This window comes from Cryptosporangium japonicum (assembly GCF_039524755.1).
GTDB classification, from domain to species: domain Bacteria; phylum Actinomycetota; class Actinomycetes; order Mycobacteriales; family Cryptosporangiaceae; genus Cryptosporangium; species Cryptosporangium japonicum.
This window is the reverse complement of record NZ_BAAAGX010000014.1, coordinates 354194-368969: the sequence shown is the minus strand read 5'-3', so window position 1 is coordinate 368969 and position 14776 is coordinate 354194. Positions and strand designations below refer to the sequence as shown.

Genomic DNA, 14776 nt, shown 5'->3' with positions numbered 1-14776 from the left:
CGTTGCTGCTCCTAGAGGGTGGGGGTGGCTTCGGCGTAGGCGCCGCCGAGGAAGACGAGCGGTCCGCTGCTGGTCGGGCCCGCGTCCAGATCGAGGACGCGACCGAGGACGACGTCGTGGTCGCCGGCGGCCTGGACGGACTCGATCACGCAGTCGACCCAGGCCGCGGCGCCCACCAGCAGCGGGCAGCCGGAGGGGCTGTCGGCCCACTCGAGCAGGTCGAATCGCCCGGGGTGCTTGGCGACGATCATCCGGCAGACGTCCTGCTGGTCGGCGGCGAGCACGCTGACCGCGAACCGGCCGGTCGCCCGGATCCGCGGCCAGGACGTGGAGCCGTGGTCGGGCAGGAAGCCGACCAGCGGCGGCTGCAGTGAGACGGCGGTGAACGTGCCGACCACCATCGAGACCGGCGTGCCGTCGGGCTCGCGGGAGGTGATCACGCTGACGCCCGTGGGGTAGCGGCCCAGTACCTGACGGAACCTCGCGTCGTCGACCAGGGTCACGTGAGCTCCTCGGCGGGAATTTTCAAGATCAAAATGATGATTTTGAAGTTAGGCTACCCGCGGCCCGGTCGTCAACGGGCCTCGGAGGTTCTCGTGGATCAACGGTTCGCGGTGAGCGCGTCGGTCGTCGCGGCCGGGTCACTCACGCTGCTGGACGGCACGATCGTGAACGTCGCCCTGCCGGCGATCAGCGCGGACCTGCACCTGACGGTGCCGGGTACGAGCGCGGTGACGGTCGCGTACCTGATCGCGCTCGCGACGGCGATTCCGCTGGCCGGGTGGGTGGGCGACCGCTTCGGTGAAGCGGTGACGCTGCTCGGGGCGATGGCGCTGTTCACCGCGGCGTCGGCACTGTGCGCGCTGGCCGGGAGCTTCGGAGCACTGGTGGCGTTCCGCGCGCTGCAGGGCCTGGCCGGAGGGCTGCTGCTGCCGACCGGGACCGCGCTGCTGTTCCGGACGTTCCCGCCGTCCGAGCGGGCCCGGGTCGCGGCGATCATGGCGGTTCCGACCGCGGTGGCCCCGGCGATCGGCCCGGTGCTCGGGGGCGTGCTCGTCGCCCATCTCGACTGGCGCTGGATCTTCGCGGTGAACCTGCCGCTGGGCGTGGCCGCCGTCGTCTTCGGCCTGGCCTTCGTCGACCGCCACCGCGGGCGACGCCGGGCGCGGCTGGACGCGGTGGGGTTCGCGCTCGCGGCGGGCGGGCTGGTGGCCCTGATGGTGGGCCTGGACCTCGGGCCGCGGACCGGGTGGGGCACACCGGCCGCCTGGGGGTCGATCGTCGGTGGGGTCGTGCTGCTCGGCGGGCTGCTGGGCCACCAGCTCACGACCCCGGCGCCGCTGCTGGCCCTGCGGCTCTTCGGCGACCGCGCCTTCCGGTACGGCTCGATCGTCACGCTCCTGCAGTCGGCCGCGTTCGCCGGCACGCTCTACGCGGTCGCGCTCTTCCTGCAGGACGGCCTGGGCATCGATCCGCTCGACGCCGGCCTGGTGATGTGTGCCGACGCGGTCGGGGTGGCGGTCGGCGCCCGGCTGGCCGGCCGGTTCCTCTACCCGCGGACCGGTCCGCGCCCGCTCCTGATCGGTGGCCTGCTCGGGATGGCGGCGGCCTGCGCGGCGCTGGCCGTGGCGTCCGGCCCCTGGGTGATCCGCGCGGTGCTGTTCGGGCTCGGCGTGAGCCTGGCGCTGTTGATCGTGTCGTCCCAGGCGTCCACGATGGCCCGCATCCACCACGACGACCTCGGCGCGGCCTCGACCCTGGTGACCGCCGGCCGCCAGGTCACCAGCGCACTGGGGGTGGCGCTCTGCGCCGGTCTCCTCGGCGCGGCGGGCTACCGGTGGGCCTTCAGACTTTGCGCCGCGCTCGCGGTCGTGGCGGTCCCGGCCGCGGCCCGGCTCCGCGACGCCGACGTGAGATCGCCTCTTGACACCGGCACCGCCTCAATATCAAATTCGGAATGTTGATTTCGCAAGCCGCAACGGAGCGCGCATGACGATCAAGACCGCGGCCGGCGATACGGACCGCCTCGTACGACGAGAACACATCCGCTGGGCCGAGCGCATCGGCTTCGGGGCCGGTGACTTCGCCACCAGCCTCCCGTGGAATCTCGCCGGAAGCTTCCTGCTCTACTACTACACCGACGTGGTGAAAGCGCCGGTCGCGGCGCTGGGCACCCTGTTCCTCGTCGCCCGCCTGCTCGACGCGGTGTTCGACCCGTTCGTCGGCTTACTCGTCGACCGCACCCGCAGCCGCTGGGGCAAGGCCCGCCCGTACCTGTTGTTCGGCGCGATCCCCCTGGCGGTCACCGGCGTGCTGATGTTCAGCGCTCCCCCGGGCCTGGGCGACACCGGCAAACTCGCCTTCGCCTTCGCCACCTACCTGCTCGCCGGGCTGGTGTTCTCGATGGTCAGCGTGCCCTACAGCGCGATGCTGCCGATGATCACCCGCGATCCGGCCGAGCGGCTGCGGCTCGGCGGCATCCGCGCGGTGGGCAGCGCGCTCGGCATCATCGTCGCCACCGGCACCGCGACCGGCCTGGTCGCCGCGCTCGGCGGTGACGACGAGCGCCGCGGCTGGACGCTCGCCGGCATCGTCTACGGCGTCCTGAGCGTCGCGCTGCTCGCGCTGACCTACCGCTACTGCCGGGAGCGGTACACGGTGCCGACGCTCGGCGGGCGCGCCGAGGTGCGGCGGGCCGTCCGGAACATGCTGCGCAACCGGCACTGGGTGGTCATGTTCACCTACCTGGTCCTGAACTTCACCCGCCTCGGCCTGACGCTCACGGTCACCGTGTTCTTCGCCCTGCACGTGCTCCACGCGCCCTGGGCGATCGCCGTGCTGCTGCCGCTGGTCTCCGGCGCGCTGCTGGTCGGCGGGATCGCCTCCCCCGCGTACTACCGCCGGTTCGGCAAGCGCCGCGGGAACCTCCTCGCGCTCGGCGTCGGCGGCGCGCTGTGGCTGGTGCTGCCGCTGCTCACCGGCGTCATCCCGGCGTTCATCGTGGTGTACCTGCTGGCGAGCGTCGCGATCGCGCTCTCGATGGCGTCGTCGTTCACGTTGGTCGCCGACACCGTCGACTACCAGGAGTGGCGCTTCGGTCAGCGCGACGAGGGCCTGCTCTCGGCCGGCATCAGCCTGGCCACCAAGGTCGGCTCCGCGGTCGGCGCGGCGCTCGTCGCCTACGGCCTGTACCTCGCCGGGTACGACGCCGACGACGTGAGCGGCTCGGCGGTCACCGCGATCGAGATCCTCTACTTCGCCGTACCGGTCGTGCTCATCGCGCTGCAGGCGCTCACGATCGCGTTCTACCGGCTCGAAGACCAGCACGCGGCGATCCTCACCGACCTCGCCGCGCGCGAATCCTGACTCCCTCCCCGAGAACACAAGGAGCAACCATGTCCGTAGAAGACCGCCTCGCCGAGCTCGAGAGCCGCCTGGCCGCGGCCGAGCTGGAAGCCACCCGCGCGAAGGACCGCGGTGACGTCGAGAACGTGTTCTCGAAGTACATGTACTACCACAACGCGTTCGAGGACCAGCGCATCATCGACGAGCTGTGGGTGGCCAAGGGCACCGAGGGGGTGCGGTCGCAGTACACCAACGAGGGTGTCTTCACCGACTGGGACTCGATCATGGAGTACCACCGGGGGCGTCCGCACCCGATCGGCAAGCTGCTCATGCACTACACGACCACGCCGGTCATCGAGGTCTCGGCCGACGGCCGCACCGCCAAGGGCCTCTGGATCATGATGGGCCTGGAGTCCGGCACCAGCGAGCCGTCGGAGATCGAGAACGTCCCGCCGTTCATGTTCGTCGAGAAGGAACTCCCGGACGGCCGCAAGGTCTGGGCGCACTGGGTGTGGTGCAAGTACGGCATCGACTTCCAGAAGCAGGACGGCGAGTGGAAGATCTGGCGCTTCCGCTGCTACGAGGTGGCCCGGGCCTCCTACGACGAGGACTGGATCAACTTCGCCGCGCACGAGCGGGCCGAGTTCGACGCCAAGCTCATGTACTTCGGTGACGACGGCAAGCCGGTCTTCTACCCGCCGGTCGACGGGCCGACCGTCACCAAGTCGTTCCCGTACGCGCTGGACACGAGCGAGAAGCTGCTGCCCGAGCCGCCGCTGCCCTACTCCGAGATCCAGGACACGTTCGCCTGATCCCACCCGCCGCGCCGCGCGGGCACGATGTGGTCCATGACCACAGTGCTCCGCGCGGCGTGGTGGTACGACGGCGTCACCCCACGCTGCCGACGATCCTCGCCGCCGGCCCGCCGCTGACCACGGTCGGCGGCCACTGTCACTTCCTGGGTGGCGCGGTGTCCGACCCGCGCGCCGCGGTCCGCGCGCACGCCGAGCGCGGTGTCGACGTCGTCAAGATCATGGCCAGCGGCGGGGCGCTCACGCCGGGCACCCGCTCCGAGGTGGCCCAGTTCAGCCCGGCTGAGCTCCGCGCGGCGGCCGACGAGGCCCACCGGCTCGGGCTGCCGGTCATCGCGCACGCGCACGGCACCCAGGCGATCCGGAACGCGATCGAGGCCGGCGTCGACGGGCTGGAACACGTCACGTTCATGACCGCCGACGACGTCGACCCCGCGCCCGGCGACGTCCTGCGCGCCCTGGCCGCGAAGCGCATCACGGTCGGCCTCACGTTCGGCACCGTGCCCGGCACGACGCCGCTGCCGGAGATCGGGCGCCGCATGCCGGGCCTGCTCGCCAACGGCCGGCGCCGGTGGAACTGCGGCGCGCCGGTGGCCCTCGGCACCGACGCCGGCATCGGCCCGGTGAAACCGCACGACGTGCTGCCCTACGCGGCCGCCCAGCTCGAGCGGCTCGGCGCGACACCCGCCGACGCCCTCCGCACGGTGACGTCCGGCGCGGCCGCGGCCTGCGGTCTCGGCGACCGGAAGGGCCGCATCGCGCCGGGCTACGACGCCGACCTGCTCGCCGTCGACGGGGACCCGCTCACCGACCCGGCCGCGCTCCAGCGCGTGCGTGCCGTCGTCGTCCGCGGCCACCTGCTCCCCACCGCGGGAGGCCGGTGAGCCCGGCCGCGTGCTCAGGCTTGGCGGCTCTCGTACATCTCGCGGACCATCGGTTCGAGCGTCGTCGGCCACCAGTCGCCGCCGGGCACGGGCTCTCCGAACCCGTCCGGCAGCCCGAGCGTGACTTTGCCGGTCGCGGCCCACTCCGCGCCGCGCACGAACAGCCCGCGGAACGACGGGTGCGAGACGGCCTCGGGCCCGTGGCCGATGCCGGTCGCGTAGACCCGTCCCTCGCCGTACCGGTTCGTCCAGACGATCGGGTGCTCGTCACCCATGCCGGGCAGCGCGTTCCACTCGCTCGGCACCTGGGTGTACCGCAGCGGGTTGTCCCACCCGCTGATCAGCACCTCGACGTCGGCCGACGGGTCCCACCGCAGGTTGACGTAGAGGTCGTCGTCGTAGTGCGGGAAGCTCGAGGGCATCCCCGCGGTGACCGGGTGATCGGGCGCCTTCACGTGGAGCCGGAAGTCGTTGATCGGCGCCCGGCGGCTGCACTCCTCGCGGAGCACCCCGCCGGCCATCTTCTCGAAGTCGTCGCCCCAGCCCGCGCCCATCTGCAGCGACGCATGGTAGACCACGACGCCCTTGCCGGCCGCCACGAAGTCGTAGAGCGCCTGCTCGGCGGAGGTGCCCCAGCGCTTCTCCGGCGCGTGGCCCCACGGCTCGAACCGGCCGAAGTAGTTCAGCACGACCAGGTCGTACGGTTCGAGCGTCTCGCTGCTCGCGCCGCGGAACTCCTCGGTGATCCGGACGTCGAACGCGCCCGTCCCGGTGAGTAACTCGGCCAGCATCGGGGACATCGTCCGCCAGTCGTGATGGATGTCGGTGTGGCCGGTGATGATCAGGGTCTTGATGGTGTCGCTGTCGCTCAACTGCCGCTTACCGATACCAGGCATGGCTCCATTATTTATGTATAGAATCAACATAAGTCAAGGGAAGGATTTCGCTTGTCCGCCCCACCGTCCGCGCGGGACATCCTCGTGCTGGCCCAGATCGTCGACCTCGTGCGCGCCGGCACGGCGACCACGCGCCCGGAGCTCGAGACCGCCACCGGCCTGGGCCGCACCGTCGTCAACGACCGGGTCCGGGAAGGACTGGAACTCGGCGTCCTGGCCGAGATCGAGGCCGCGCCCTCCGGCCAGCGCGGCCGCCCCTCGCGGGCGGTCCGCTTCCGGGCCGAGGCCGGCGTGATCCTGTCCGCGGCCCTGGGCGCAGTGTCGCTGCACACCGCCGTGTCCGACCTCGACGGCACCCCGCTGCGCACGGCTCACCACGACATCGACATCGACGACGGCCCCGACCGCGTCCTGGCGGCCGTGCACGCCGCGTTCGGTGAGCTGCTGCGTGGCGAGGACGTCTGGGGCATCACCCTCGCGCTGCCGGGGCCGGTCGACATCGCCACCGGCAGCGTCGTGGCCGCACCGGCCATGCCCGGCTGGGAGGGCTACGACGTCCGGCTGCCGCTGCGGCTGCGCTACGGCGCGCCGGTCTGGGTCGACAACGAGGTCAACCTGATGGCGCTGGGCGAGTGGGAGCGCGGCACCCCGCAGGAGCGTCGCGACCTGCTGTTCGTCAAGGTCGCGAGCGGCATCGGCAGCGGCCTGGTCACCAACGGGCGCCTGCACCGCGGCGACAGCGGCGCCGCCGGCGACATCGGGCACGTGCGGGTGACCGACGACCCCGCCGCGCTGTGCCGGTGCGGCAAGACCGGCTGTCTGGTCGCGGTGGCCAGCGGCTGGGCGCTCCTGCGCACGCTGGAGGAGCGCGCCCGCACCGGCGCCAGTCCGCTGCTGGCCCGGCGGCTGGCCGAGCGCGGTCGCGTCGTGCCGGAGGACATCGGGTACGCGACCGCGGCCGGTGACCCGGTCGTCCGCGAGGCGGTGGCCGCCTCCGCACGGCTCGTCGGCACGACGATCGCGAGCGTCGTGAACTTCGTGAACCCGGGCACGCTGGTGCTCGGCGGCGGGGTGATCCGGTACAGCCCCCTGTTCTTCGACGAGTTCCGCCGCGCCGTGCTGGCCGACACGATCGAACTGGCCGCCCGGAACCTCACGATCCGGACGGCGAGCCTCGACCACAGCGAGGGCGCGGTCGGCGGCGCCCTGCTCGCCGCCGACCGCCTGTTCCGCCCCGACTCCCTGCGCGTCTGGCTGGCCGACGGCAGCCCCGTCGGCTCGGCCCTGCGCTTACAGGAGCCCGCGTAGCTCGTGGTTCAGGTACCACCGGTTGAGCATCACGAGCTCGGCCGGGTTGCCGCCCTGGTCGCTCTCGACGACGACCCAGCCGTCGTAGCCGTGGTCCCGGAGCGCCCCGACGAACGCCTTCACGTCGACGAGGCCGCCCTCGGTGCCGAGCTCGTAGAACCACCGCTCGATCCGCCGGCCGGCGCCGCCCTTCAGCATCGTGGACTCGGCGCCGGGCATCCGGTACTCCTCGCCCGCGTCCGCGAACCGCGTGTCCTTCAGCTGGACATGCGTGACGCGTCCGGCATGCGAACGGTAGAAGTCGACCGGGTCGATGCCGCCCACGGTCAGCTCGGCCGTGTCCAGGGCCAGCCCCACGTCGGTGGCGGCGAGCAGCCCCTCCAGCTCCGCCCGTGAATGCACCGCACCGAGGCAGTCGTAGTGCAGCGACACCCCCACGCCGGACGCGGCCGCCACCTCCCCCACCCGGTTCCAGACCTCGCCGATGACCTTCAGGTCGTCGGCGGACACCGGCGGGCCCATCCACGCCGGCCCCACCGGCCGCGCCACCAGCTGCGAACCCCCGACCGCGGCGAGGAAGTCCACGAACGGCCGCGCCGACTCGACGATCGCGTCGTGGTCGGCCGGGTTGCGCGTCGACCGGAACGCCCAGCCCTCCTCCTCGGCGAACTGGCCGGGATCCCAGAAGAAGCTGGAGACGCCCCGGATGCCGCAGCGGTTGAGCATCGGCCGGAAGTCGTCGCCGTAGTTCAGCGCGATCTGCTCCGGCCGGCCCAGGTTGTCCCACCGCCCGGTGCCGGCGGCCAGTTCGACGTGGTCGAACCCGCACGCCGCGATCGTCTTGAACGCCCGGGCGTGGTCCTCGTGGCGCACGAAGACATCCATCCGGAAGTTCCACTGATTGAGCGCGTAGGCCCACTTCACCGCGCCACCTCCGCGAGCACGTGGTCGATGTACCACTTCGCGACGCAGGTGGCCTCGGCGTAGGACCCGCCGCCGAGCTCGGCCTTGTCGTGCTCGACGGTGAGCCACCCGTCGTAGCCGGACGCCACGATCTCGCGCATCAACGCCGGGAAGTCAACCAGCCCGCCCTCGGTGCCCATCTCGTAGAACCAGCGGGAGACGGTCGGCGCCATCAGCTCGGGGTCCGGCGGTGTTCGGTACGCGCCCTCGGTGTCCACGTCGTGGGTGTCCTTGAAGTGGAACCCGGTGCACCGGTCGGCGTAGTCGCGGAACATCCGCACCGGGTCGACCCCGGCGATCGTGTGCTGCGCGGTGTCGCAGAAGAAGTACACGTACCGCGGGTCGGTGTACTCGAAGAACAGGTCGAGCTGGGCCCGGGTGCGGATCGCGCCCCAGAACTCGAAGTGGCACGTGGTCTTCTGACCGTGCGCGAGCGTCAGCTGTCCGACCCGGTTCCACAGGTCGGCCATGACCTTGATCTTGTCGTCGGTGACCGGCTCCACCTGGAAGTACGTGGAGGACGGCATCACGATGAAGTTCTCGACCCCGGTCAGGCCCTCGCAGGCCCGCAGGGTGTACTCACAGTCGGCCACGATCCGGTCGTGCGTTTCGCGGACGTGCGGGGCCTGGAACTTCGTCGCGGACGGGTAGGCCGAGAAGATGCCGGTGATCTTCTCGAACCCGTTGTCCTGCAGGAACCGCTCGAACCCGGGCAGCGAGCCGTACATGCCGGCGTACATCGGCAGCGAGAAGAAGAACGTGTCGAAGCCCGTGAAGCCCAGCGCCGACAGCTGTTTGACGTACCGGTCCATGTGGGCGCGGTTGAACGACGGCGGCTGCGGGCCCTGCGGCGTCTCGGTGACCCAGTGGTCCATGTACGACCACTTCATTTCGCGCCCCCGGAGGAGAACGCCGCGTCGAACGCGGCTTCCGGGGCGTCGAAGAGCTTGCTCTTGACGTAGTTCAAGGCGTCCGGCGCGCCGGCGAGCCGATCCATCCCGGCGTCCTCCCACTCGACGGAGATCGGACCGGAGTAGCCGATCGAGTTCAGGGCCCGGAAACACTGCTCCCAGGGGACGTCGCCGTGGCCGGTCGACACGAAGTCCCAGCCGCGGCGCGGGTCGGCCCAGGCCAGGTGCGAACCGAGCCGCCCGTTGCGCCCGTTGCCGACGTGCAGCTTCACGTCCTTGCAGTCGACGTGGTAGATCCGGTCGGCGAAGTCGAGGATGAACCCGACCGGGTCCAGGTCCTGCCACATCATGTGCGACGGGTCCCAGTTCAACCCGAACGCCGCCCGGTGCCCGATGGCCTCCAGCGTGCGCTTCGTGGACCAGTAGTCGTACGCGATCTCCGACGGGTGCACCTCGTGCGCGAAGCGGACACCGACCTCGTCGAACACGTCCAGGATCGGGTTCCACCGGTCGGCGAAGTCCTGGTACCCGGCGTCGATCAGGTCGGCGGGCACCGGCGGGAACATCGCCACGTACTTCCAGATCGCCGACCCGGTGAACCCGACGACGGTGTCCACTCCCAGCCGCGCGGCCGTGCGGGCGGTGTTCTTCATCTCCTCGGCCGCGCGCTGCCGGACGCCCTCGGGGTCGCCGTCGCCCCAGATGGCGTCGGGCAGGATGTCGCGGTGGCGGGCGTCGATCGGGTCGTCGCAGACCGCCTGACCCTTGAGGTGGTTGGAGATCGCGTGGACGCGGAGCCCGTACTTGTCGAGGATCGCTCGGCGGTCGTCGAGGTACGCGTCGTCGACGGCGCCCCGGTTGGGGTCGAGGTGATCGCCCCAGCAGGCGATCTCCAGTCCGTCGTATCCCCAGCCCGACGCGAGCCGGGCGACCTCCTCGAACGGCAGGTCGGCCCACTGGCCGGTGAACAACGTGATCGGACGGGGCATGATCAACTCCCTCGCAGCATCAGATACTTCGCGTCCCGGCCGCCACCCGGGACCGGCATGTACGAGAGCCGGAGGCGCACCGAGACGGCGACCTCGTGCTCACCGGGGCGCAGCGGTTCGTCGGTCTCGAACGTGAGCGTCGCCCGCTCGCCGAACTCCCACCGGTCGTCGACGACCCGCGGCATCTCCGCGAACGTGTAGGTGGCGCCGTGCACGGTGAACGTCGCCCGGGCCGGGGGCACCGGGCGCCCGTCGAGGGTCAGGTCGACGGCCTCGACCATCGACAGCCGGAGCCCCCGGTAGTACGGCATCCGAACTTCGACGACACCCCCGGGGCGGCCGTCCGGGCGGCCACGCAGGCTGCCCTCACAGACGATGTACTGGTCGAACACGGCTCACCCCTCGTTCTCACCGAGCAGGCGGACGAACATCGCCTGCTGGCGGCGCACCTGCTCGACGCTGTCGACCGGATACGCGTCCTGGATGTGGCGGTTGCCCTCGTACTCGCTGGACAGGTAGCCGCTGAACCCGCCCTCGACCAGCAGGGGCACGATGCGGTCGTAGGGGATCGAGTACTCCGTGCCGTCGTCGCCCATGTCGTAGAACTTGGCCTGGACGTGGTGGATCAGCGGCATGTGCTCGAGCATCGCCCGCGGGTCGGACCAGATGTAGTGGCCGGCGACCCGGGCCAGCTCGTACTCGCGCGGGCCTCCGCCCCGGTAGTTCACGATGTCCATCAGCGCGTGGGTGTCGCCGTGGTCGTCGTAGAGCTTGACGATGTAGTCCACGATGCGCGGGTTCGCGCCGTCACGCAGCGCCCGCTCCTTCACGACCAGCGGGAACCGTTCGACGAACGTCATCATGTCCGGCATCAGGCCGAGCGCCGACATGCCCGGCCGGTGCATCACGTCCAGGTGCTCGAGGATCCACGGGTGCTCGTAGTGGAACGGGGCGTGCACCTCGATGAGCAGGCGCACGCCCTTCTCCTCCGCGTACGGCGCGGCGCCCGCCATCACCTCGGGTGACGTGTTGATCGTCGCCTTGACGATCGGCATCCCCAGCCGAACGGCCACGTCGATGTCGGTGCGGATCGACGCGACCTGCTCCTCCAGGCTCAGCCACTCCCCCGGACGCAGCCGGGTGTCGAGGTAGGAGTTCGTCGCGGTGGGGGTCGTTCCGTACTTCTCCATCCAGGCGAACCAGGTGGCGACGAACTCGTCGTCCAGGTCGGTGAAGTGCGGGAGCGACTGCTCGGGGATGATCTCGATCCCGTACGCCCCCATCTCGCTGCAGATCCGGATGCAGTCCTCGAGGTCCAACGTCCGCAGGAACGTCTCCTCCTGGAACGAGTACAGGCTCACGCCGCGCTTGATGCTCATGCCCGGTCCTTTCCGGAGACGAGCGGGCGGAGGTCCCGCTGCAGCAGGTAGCCGCCGAGCAGCGCACTCGCCGCTGGGTGCGGGCTCTGGTCGCTCTCGAACACGATCCAGCCGGAGTAGCCGGCGGCGACGAGAGCGCGGGTGAGCGCGGCGAAGTCGACGGTGCCGCCGTCGCCGCCCGGTTCGCCGAACCAGCGCGGTACCTCGCGGGCGCCGCCGCGGACCCGGACGGTCCAGTGGGCGTGCTCCTGGCGGTACTCCTCGTCGGTGTCGCGGTCCAGGGCGTCCTTGAACTGCACGTGCCGGATCCGGTCACCGTGCCGTTCGACGACGGCGAGCGGGTCCAGGCCGGCGACCGTGAGTTCCCCGGTGTCCAGGGCCAGGCCGACGAGGTCGGGATCCGTGCGGCGCAGCAGCTGATCGAGTGCGTCGCCGGTGCGCAGTGCGGACAGGAAATCGACGTGCAGTGCGGTGTGGATCCCCTCGGCCCTGGTCGCCGTCCCGACGGCCTCCCAGCAGGCGGCCAGCGCATCGAGCCCGGCGTCGTCGAGCCCGCCACCACCGGCCGGACCGGCGCCGGGCGGGAGGTCGCCGGCCGCGGGACCGGGCGGGAGGTCGCCGGCCGGACCGGCGCCGGGCGGGAGGTCGCCGGCCGGACCGGCGCCGGGCGGGAGGTCGCCGGCCGCGGGGCCGGCCGGGACGACCAGCACCGAGCCGCCCAGCTCGGCCAGTGCCGCGGCGAACTCCCGGGCCCGCTCCACGATCCCGGGCACGTCGGCCGGCTCCAGCAGGGAGTACGGGCCGGTGAGATGCTCCGCCGACCGCGGCTGCGGGTCGAGGAACCAGCTGCTCACGCCGTCGAGCGCACAGTCGCCGAGGAACGTGCGGAACCCCTTCAGCGAGCCGAAGTTCGCCACCAGCTGCCCCGGGTTGCCCAGCGGCTCCCACCGGCCGGTGCCCGACGTCAGCTCGACCCCGGTGAAACCGGCGACCGCAATCGTCTTGAACGCCCGTTCGTGCTGCTCCCGCCGGACGAAGTCGTCGAACTGGGGCTTCCACTGGTTGATCGCGTAGCCCCAGCGGATGCCGCTCACGAGTAGATCCGTTCGAGGACGTTCGCGGCGTACCACCGCGCGACGGCGGTGCTCTCCGAGTAGTCGCCGCCCTCCTTGTTGGCCTTGTCGTGCTCGACCGAGATCCAGCCCCGGTACTCGTGGTCACGAACCGCGGTCATCATCGCCTCGAAGTCGACCAGGCCCTGGTCCGTGCCCATCTCGTAGAACCACTTCCCGGTGGTCGGCGCCATGATCTCCGAGTCCGGCCGGTGCCGGTGGTCGTCCCCGGTGGCGATGTTCCGGGTGTCCTTGAAGTGGAACCCGCTGACCCGGTCGGCGTGCCGCCGGTACAGCGCGACCGGGTCGACGCCGGCGATGCAGTGCTGCGCGGTGTCGACGAAGAGGTGCACGTAGCGCGGGTCGGTGTACGAGTAGAACGTCTCGATGTCGGCTTCGCTCTGGATGCCGCAGAAGAACTCGTGGTGGCAGGTGAGCCGCACCCCGGCGGCGGCGGTGATCGCGCCGACCTTGTTCCACAGCTCGGCGGCGTGCTTGAGCTTGTCCTCGGTGACCGGCTCCATGTCGTAGTAGAGCGTCGCCGGCATCACGATGATGTTGTCCAGCTGGATGCTCGACCAGAGCCCCAGCGTGACCCGGAAGTCCTCGAGGATGGTCGCGTGCGTCTCCGGCACGTGCGGGGCGTAGTTCCGGACGTCGTAGTCCGCCGCGTGGAACGTGTTCACGATGCGTTCGAGGCCGTGGTCCTGCACCATCTCCTGGTACTTCGCCGGGCTGCCGTAGTCGCCGAAGATCTGCCCGATGCGGAAGTCGAACGTGTCGATCGCGTCGAAGCCCGTGGCTTTGATCTGTTTGAGGAACCGCGACATGGTCTTCACCGAGTGCCACTGGTCGATCGGCCCGGCCGGGCCGTCACTGCGCCAGTGGTCCATGTAGCTCCACTTGATGCGCCGCTCCATCAGCGCACGTCGCTGAGGGTCCGGATCAGCGCGTGCTGGCGGCGCAGCTGGTCCGAGGCCCGGCCGACGCCGTAGTCGCCCTCGTACTCGCTCGACAGCCAGCCGTCCCAGCCCCGGCGGGTCAGCAGGTCGAGGAACTCCTTCCACGGGATGTAGTGGTCCTGCAGGTCGTCGTCGATCTCGTAGAACTTGGCCTGGACGTGGCAGACGTGATCGAGGACGTCCTCCAGGTCGGAGACCGGCACGACCGGGACCTCCGGCGGGCGGCCGCCCTTGTCGCCCATCCGCGACGCGACGCCCCCGGTGCGCCGGTGCATCGACGTCTGGAACACGCCGGTGTCCATCAGGAGTGCGAAGTGCGACGTGCCGGTGCGCTGGATGAACGCGAGGTAGTCGTCGACGACCTTCGACTTGATGACGCTCGGCCAGTGGATCTCCGGGCAGATGATCACGTTCTTCTCGGCCGCCAGGTCGAGCACCCGCTCGGTGGCCGGCTCCCAGACCGGGTCCGGCTCCAGGTCGTCGGTGACGACGCCGAGCTTCGGCCGCACGTACGCGAAGCCGAGGGTGGACGCCAGCCGGATGTCGGTCTCCAGCTGGGCCACGGCCTCGTCGACGGTGATCGGCCGCCGGCCGCGCCGGGTGTCGACCCAGGAGCCGTAGCAGGTGGGGGTGAGTTCCCACCGCGACAGCCGCGCGAACCAGGCGTCGATCCACGCGGTGGACGGCGACGGGTAGTTCTCGACGTGCGCCTCGCCGAGGATCTCCAGCCCCGAGGCGCCCAGGTCGGCCACGTCCTCGATGCAGTCGTCGAGCGTGAGAGTGGTACCGAACTCCGACGTGTAGCTGTAGAGGGAGACACCGAGCTTCATCGCGTGATCACCAGCCTGCGCTCTTCGCTCCAGATCGTCGGCTGGAGCTCTTCGGGGATGTACGACATGTGCAACCGCAGTTCGGCCGCGACCGTGTGGAAGCCGATCGACAGCGGCTCGCCGCGGGGAACGGTCAGCGTCGCCGGGACGTCGACCGGCCAGCGTGCGGTGTCCGAGCCGACCAGTTCGGCCAGCGTGTAGTCGGTGCCGGCCAGGGTCCAGCCGATCGTGTCGGCGGCGTACTCCTCGCCGTCGACGGTCAGCGAGACGCCTTCGAGCAGGTTCGTCCAGACCCCCCGGTAATACGGGAGGCGGAGCCGGACCTGGAAGCCGCCGTCGGAGTTCCGGAAGCCCCTGGTCTGGATCATCGGTACGTCGAGCATGG

General features: G+C 70.8%; 16 protein-coding genes. 5 read left to right on the top strand and 11 right to left on the bottom strand.

The genetic code is table 11. The annotated features are described in order from the left end of the window. Positions 1-11: 11 nt before the first annotated feature. The gene (locus ABD437_RS18580) at positions 12-503 is read right to left on the bottom strand and encodes a flavin reductase family protein (protein WP_344650105.1); all 492 of its coding nucleotides are present in this window, start codon (positions 501-503) and stop codon (positions 12-14) included. Positions 504-596: 93 nt separating this feature from the next. Between ABD437_RS18580 and ABD437_RS18575 the strand changes: the two genes are divergently transcribed. Genes ABD437_RS18575 through ABD437_RS18560 form a run of 4 tightly spaced genes read left to right on the top strand, consistent with a single transcriptional unit; the run spans position 597 to position 5041 of the window. Next, positions 597-1964: a DHA2 family efflux MFS transporter permease subunit gene (locus ABD437_RS18575; RefSeq protein WP_344650104.1), complete on the top strand. Its 1368-nt coding sequence runs from the start codon at positions 597-599 to the stop codon at positions 1962-1964. Between the two features lie 25 nt (positions 1965-1989). Beyond that, the gene (locus tag ABD437_RS18570) at positions 1990-3366 is read left to right on the top strand and encodes an MFS transporter (RefSeq protein WP_344650103.1); all 1377 of its coding nucleotides are present in this window, start codon (positions 1990-1992) and stop codon (positions 3364-3366) included. Positions 3367-3395: 29 nt separating this feature from the next. Next, the gene (locus ABD437_RS18565; RefSeq protein WP_344650102.1) at positions 3396-4157 is read left to right on the top strand and encodes a nuclear transport factor 2 family protein; all 762 of its coding nucleotides are present in this window, start codon (positions 3396-3398) and stop codon (positions 4155-4157) included. A 59-nt stretch (positions 4158-4216) separates the two neighbouring features. Further along, entirely contained in the window at positions 4217-5041 is an 825-nt protein-coding gene (locus ABD437_RS18560) for an amidohydrolase family protein (protein WP_344650101.1), read from the top strand. A gap of 14 nt (positions 5042-5055) precedes the next feature. On the opposite strand, the gene ABD437_RS18555 is transcribed toward ABD437_RS18560, so the two are convergent. Then, a complete protein-coding gene (locus ABD437_RS18555) occupies positions 5056-5937 on the bottom strand; it encodes a ThuA domain-containing protein (protein ID WP_344650100.1) in 882 nt (293 codons plus the stop codon). Positions 5938-5988: 51 nt separating this feature from the next. Between ABD437_RS18555 and ABD437_RS18550 the strand changes: the two genes are divergently transcribed. Beyond that, positions 5989-7245 carry an ROK family protein gene (locus ABD437_RS18550; RefSeq protein WP_344650099.1) on the top strand — a complete coding sequence of 419 codons (1257 nt, stop codon included), beginning with the start codon at positions 5989-5991 and terminating at the stop codon, positions 7243-7245. Here ABD437_RS18550 and ABD437_RS18545 read toward each other — a convergent pair. From ABD437_RS18545 to ABD437_RS18505, 9 genes are read right to left on the bottom strand one after another with little or no spacing between them, the layout of a single operon-like run. Further along, a complete protein-coding gene (locus ABD437_RS18545; protein ID WP_344650098.1) occupies positions 7228-8169 on the bottom strand; it encodes a sugar phosphate isomerase/epimerase family protein in 942 nt (313 codons plus the stop codon). The two genes, ABD437_RS18550 and ABD437_RS18545, sit on opposite strands and share 18 nt — an antisense overlap. Beyond that, positions 8166-9098: a sugar phosphate isomerase/epimerase family protein gene (locus ABD437_RS18540; protein WP_344650097.1), complete on the bottom strand. Its 933-nt coding sequence runs from the start codon at positions 9096-9098 to the stop codon at positions 8166-8168. The genes ABD437_RS18545 and ABD437_RS18540 overlap by 4 nt, the downstream gene beginning before the upstream one ends. Further along, complete coding sequence (locus ABD437_RS18535) at positions 9095-10108, bottom strand: sugar phosphate isomerase/epimerase family protein (RefSeq protein WP_344650096.1); 1014 nt, start codon at positions 10106-10108, stop codon at positions 9095-9097. The genes ABD437_RS18540 and ABD437_RS18535 overlap by 4 nt, the downstream gene beginning before the upstream one ends. A gap of 2 nt (positions 10109-10110) precedes the next feature. Beyond that, positions 10111-10500 (bottom strand): C-glycoside deglycosidase beta subunit domain-containing protein, encoded by a 390-nt coding sequence (locus ABD437_RS18530; protein ID WP_344650095.1) that lies wholly within the window; start codon positions 10498-10500, stop codon positions 10111-10113. A 3-nt stretch (positions 10501-10503) separates the two neighbouring features. Then, positions 10504-11487, bottom strand: a complete 984-nt coding sequence (locus ABD437_RS18525; RefSeq protein ID WP_344650094.1) for a sugar phosphate isomerase/epimerase family protein — start codon at positions 11485-11487, stop codon at positions 10504-10506. Then, complete coding sequence (locus ABD437_RS18520) at positions 11484-12581, bottom strand: sugar phosphate isomerase/epimerase family protein (protein ID WP_344650093.1); 1098 nt, start codon at positions 12579-12581, stop codon at positions 11484-11486. Before ABD437_RS18520 ends, ABD437_RS18525 begins: the two co-directional genes overlap by 4 nt. Then, a complete protein-coding gene (locus ABD437_RS18515; protein ID WP_344650092.1) occupies positions 12578-13519 on the bottom strand; it encodes a sugar phosphate isomerase/epimerase family protein in 942 nt (313 codons plus the stop codon). Before ABD437_RS18515 ends, ABD437_RS18520 begins: the two co-directional genes overlap by 4 nt. Then, positions 13519-14391, bottom strand: a complete 873-nt coding sequence (locus ABD437_RS18510) for a sugar phosphate isomerase/epimerase family protein (protein WP_344650091.1) — start codon at positions 14389-14391, stop codon at positions 13519-13521. Before ABD437_RS18510 ends, ABD437_RS18515 begins: the two co-directional genes overlap by 1 nt. Then, complete coding sequence (locus tag ABD437_RS18505) at positions 14388-14774, bottom strand: C-glycoside deglycosidase beta subunit domain-containing protein (protein WP_344650175.1); 387 nt, start codon at positions 14772-14774, stop codon at positions 14388-14390. Before ABD437_RS18505 ends, ABD437_RS18510 begins: the two co-directional genes overlap by 4 nt. Between the last annotated feature and the right edge of the window lie 2 nt (positions 14775-14776).

Coding starts and splice junctions, on each gene's coding strand:
- ABD437_RS18570 (WP_344650103.1), top strand. CDS start 1,990: ATGACGATCAAGACCGCGGCCGGCGATACGGACCGCCTCGTACGACGA.
- ABD437_RS18565 (WP_344650102.1), top strand. CDS start 3,396: ATGTCCGTAGAAGACCGCCTCGCCGAGCTCGAGAGCCGCCTGGCCGCG.
- ABD437_RS18555 (WP_344650100.1), bottom strand. CDS start 5,937: ATGCCTGGTATCGGTAAGCGGCAGTTGAGCGACAGCGACACCATCAAG.
- ABD437_RS18540 (WP_344650097.1), bottom strand. CDS start 9,098: ATGAAGTGGTCGTACATGGACCACTGGGTCACCGAGACGCCGCAGGGC.
- ABD437_RS18535 (WP_344650096.1), bottom strand. CDS start 10,108: ATGCCCCGTCCGATCACGTTGTTCACCGGCCAGTGGGCCGACCTGCCG.
- ABD437_RS18525 (WP_344650094.1), bottom strand. CDS start 11,487: ATGAGCATCAAGCGCGGCGTGAGCCTGTACTCGTTCCAGGAGGAGACG.
- ABD437_RS18515 (WP_344650092.1), bottom strand. CDS start 13,519: ATGGAGCGGCGCATCAAGTGGAGCTACATGGACCACTGGCGCAGTGAC.
- ABD437_RS18510 (WP_344650091.1), bottom strand. CDS start 14,391: ATGAAGCTCGGTGTCTCCCTCTACAGCTACACGTCGGAGTTCGGTACC.
- ABD437_RS18505 (WP_344650175.1), bottom strand. CDS start 14,774: ATGCTCGACGTACCGATGATCCAGACCAGGGGCTTCCGGAACTCCGAC.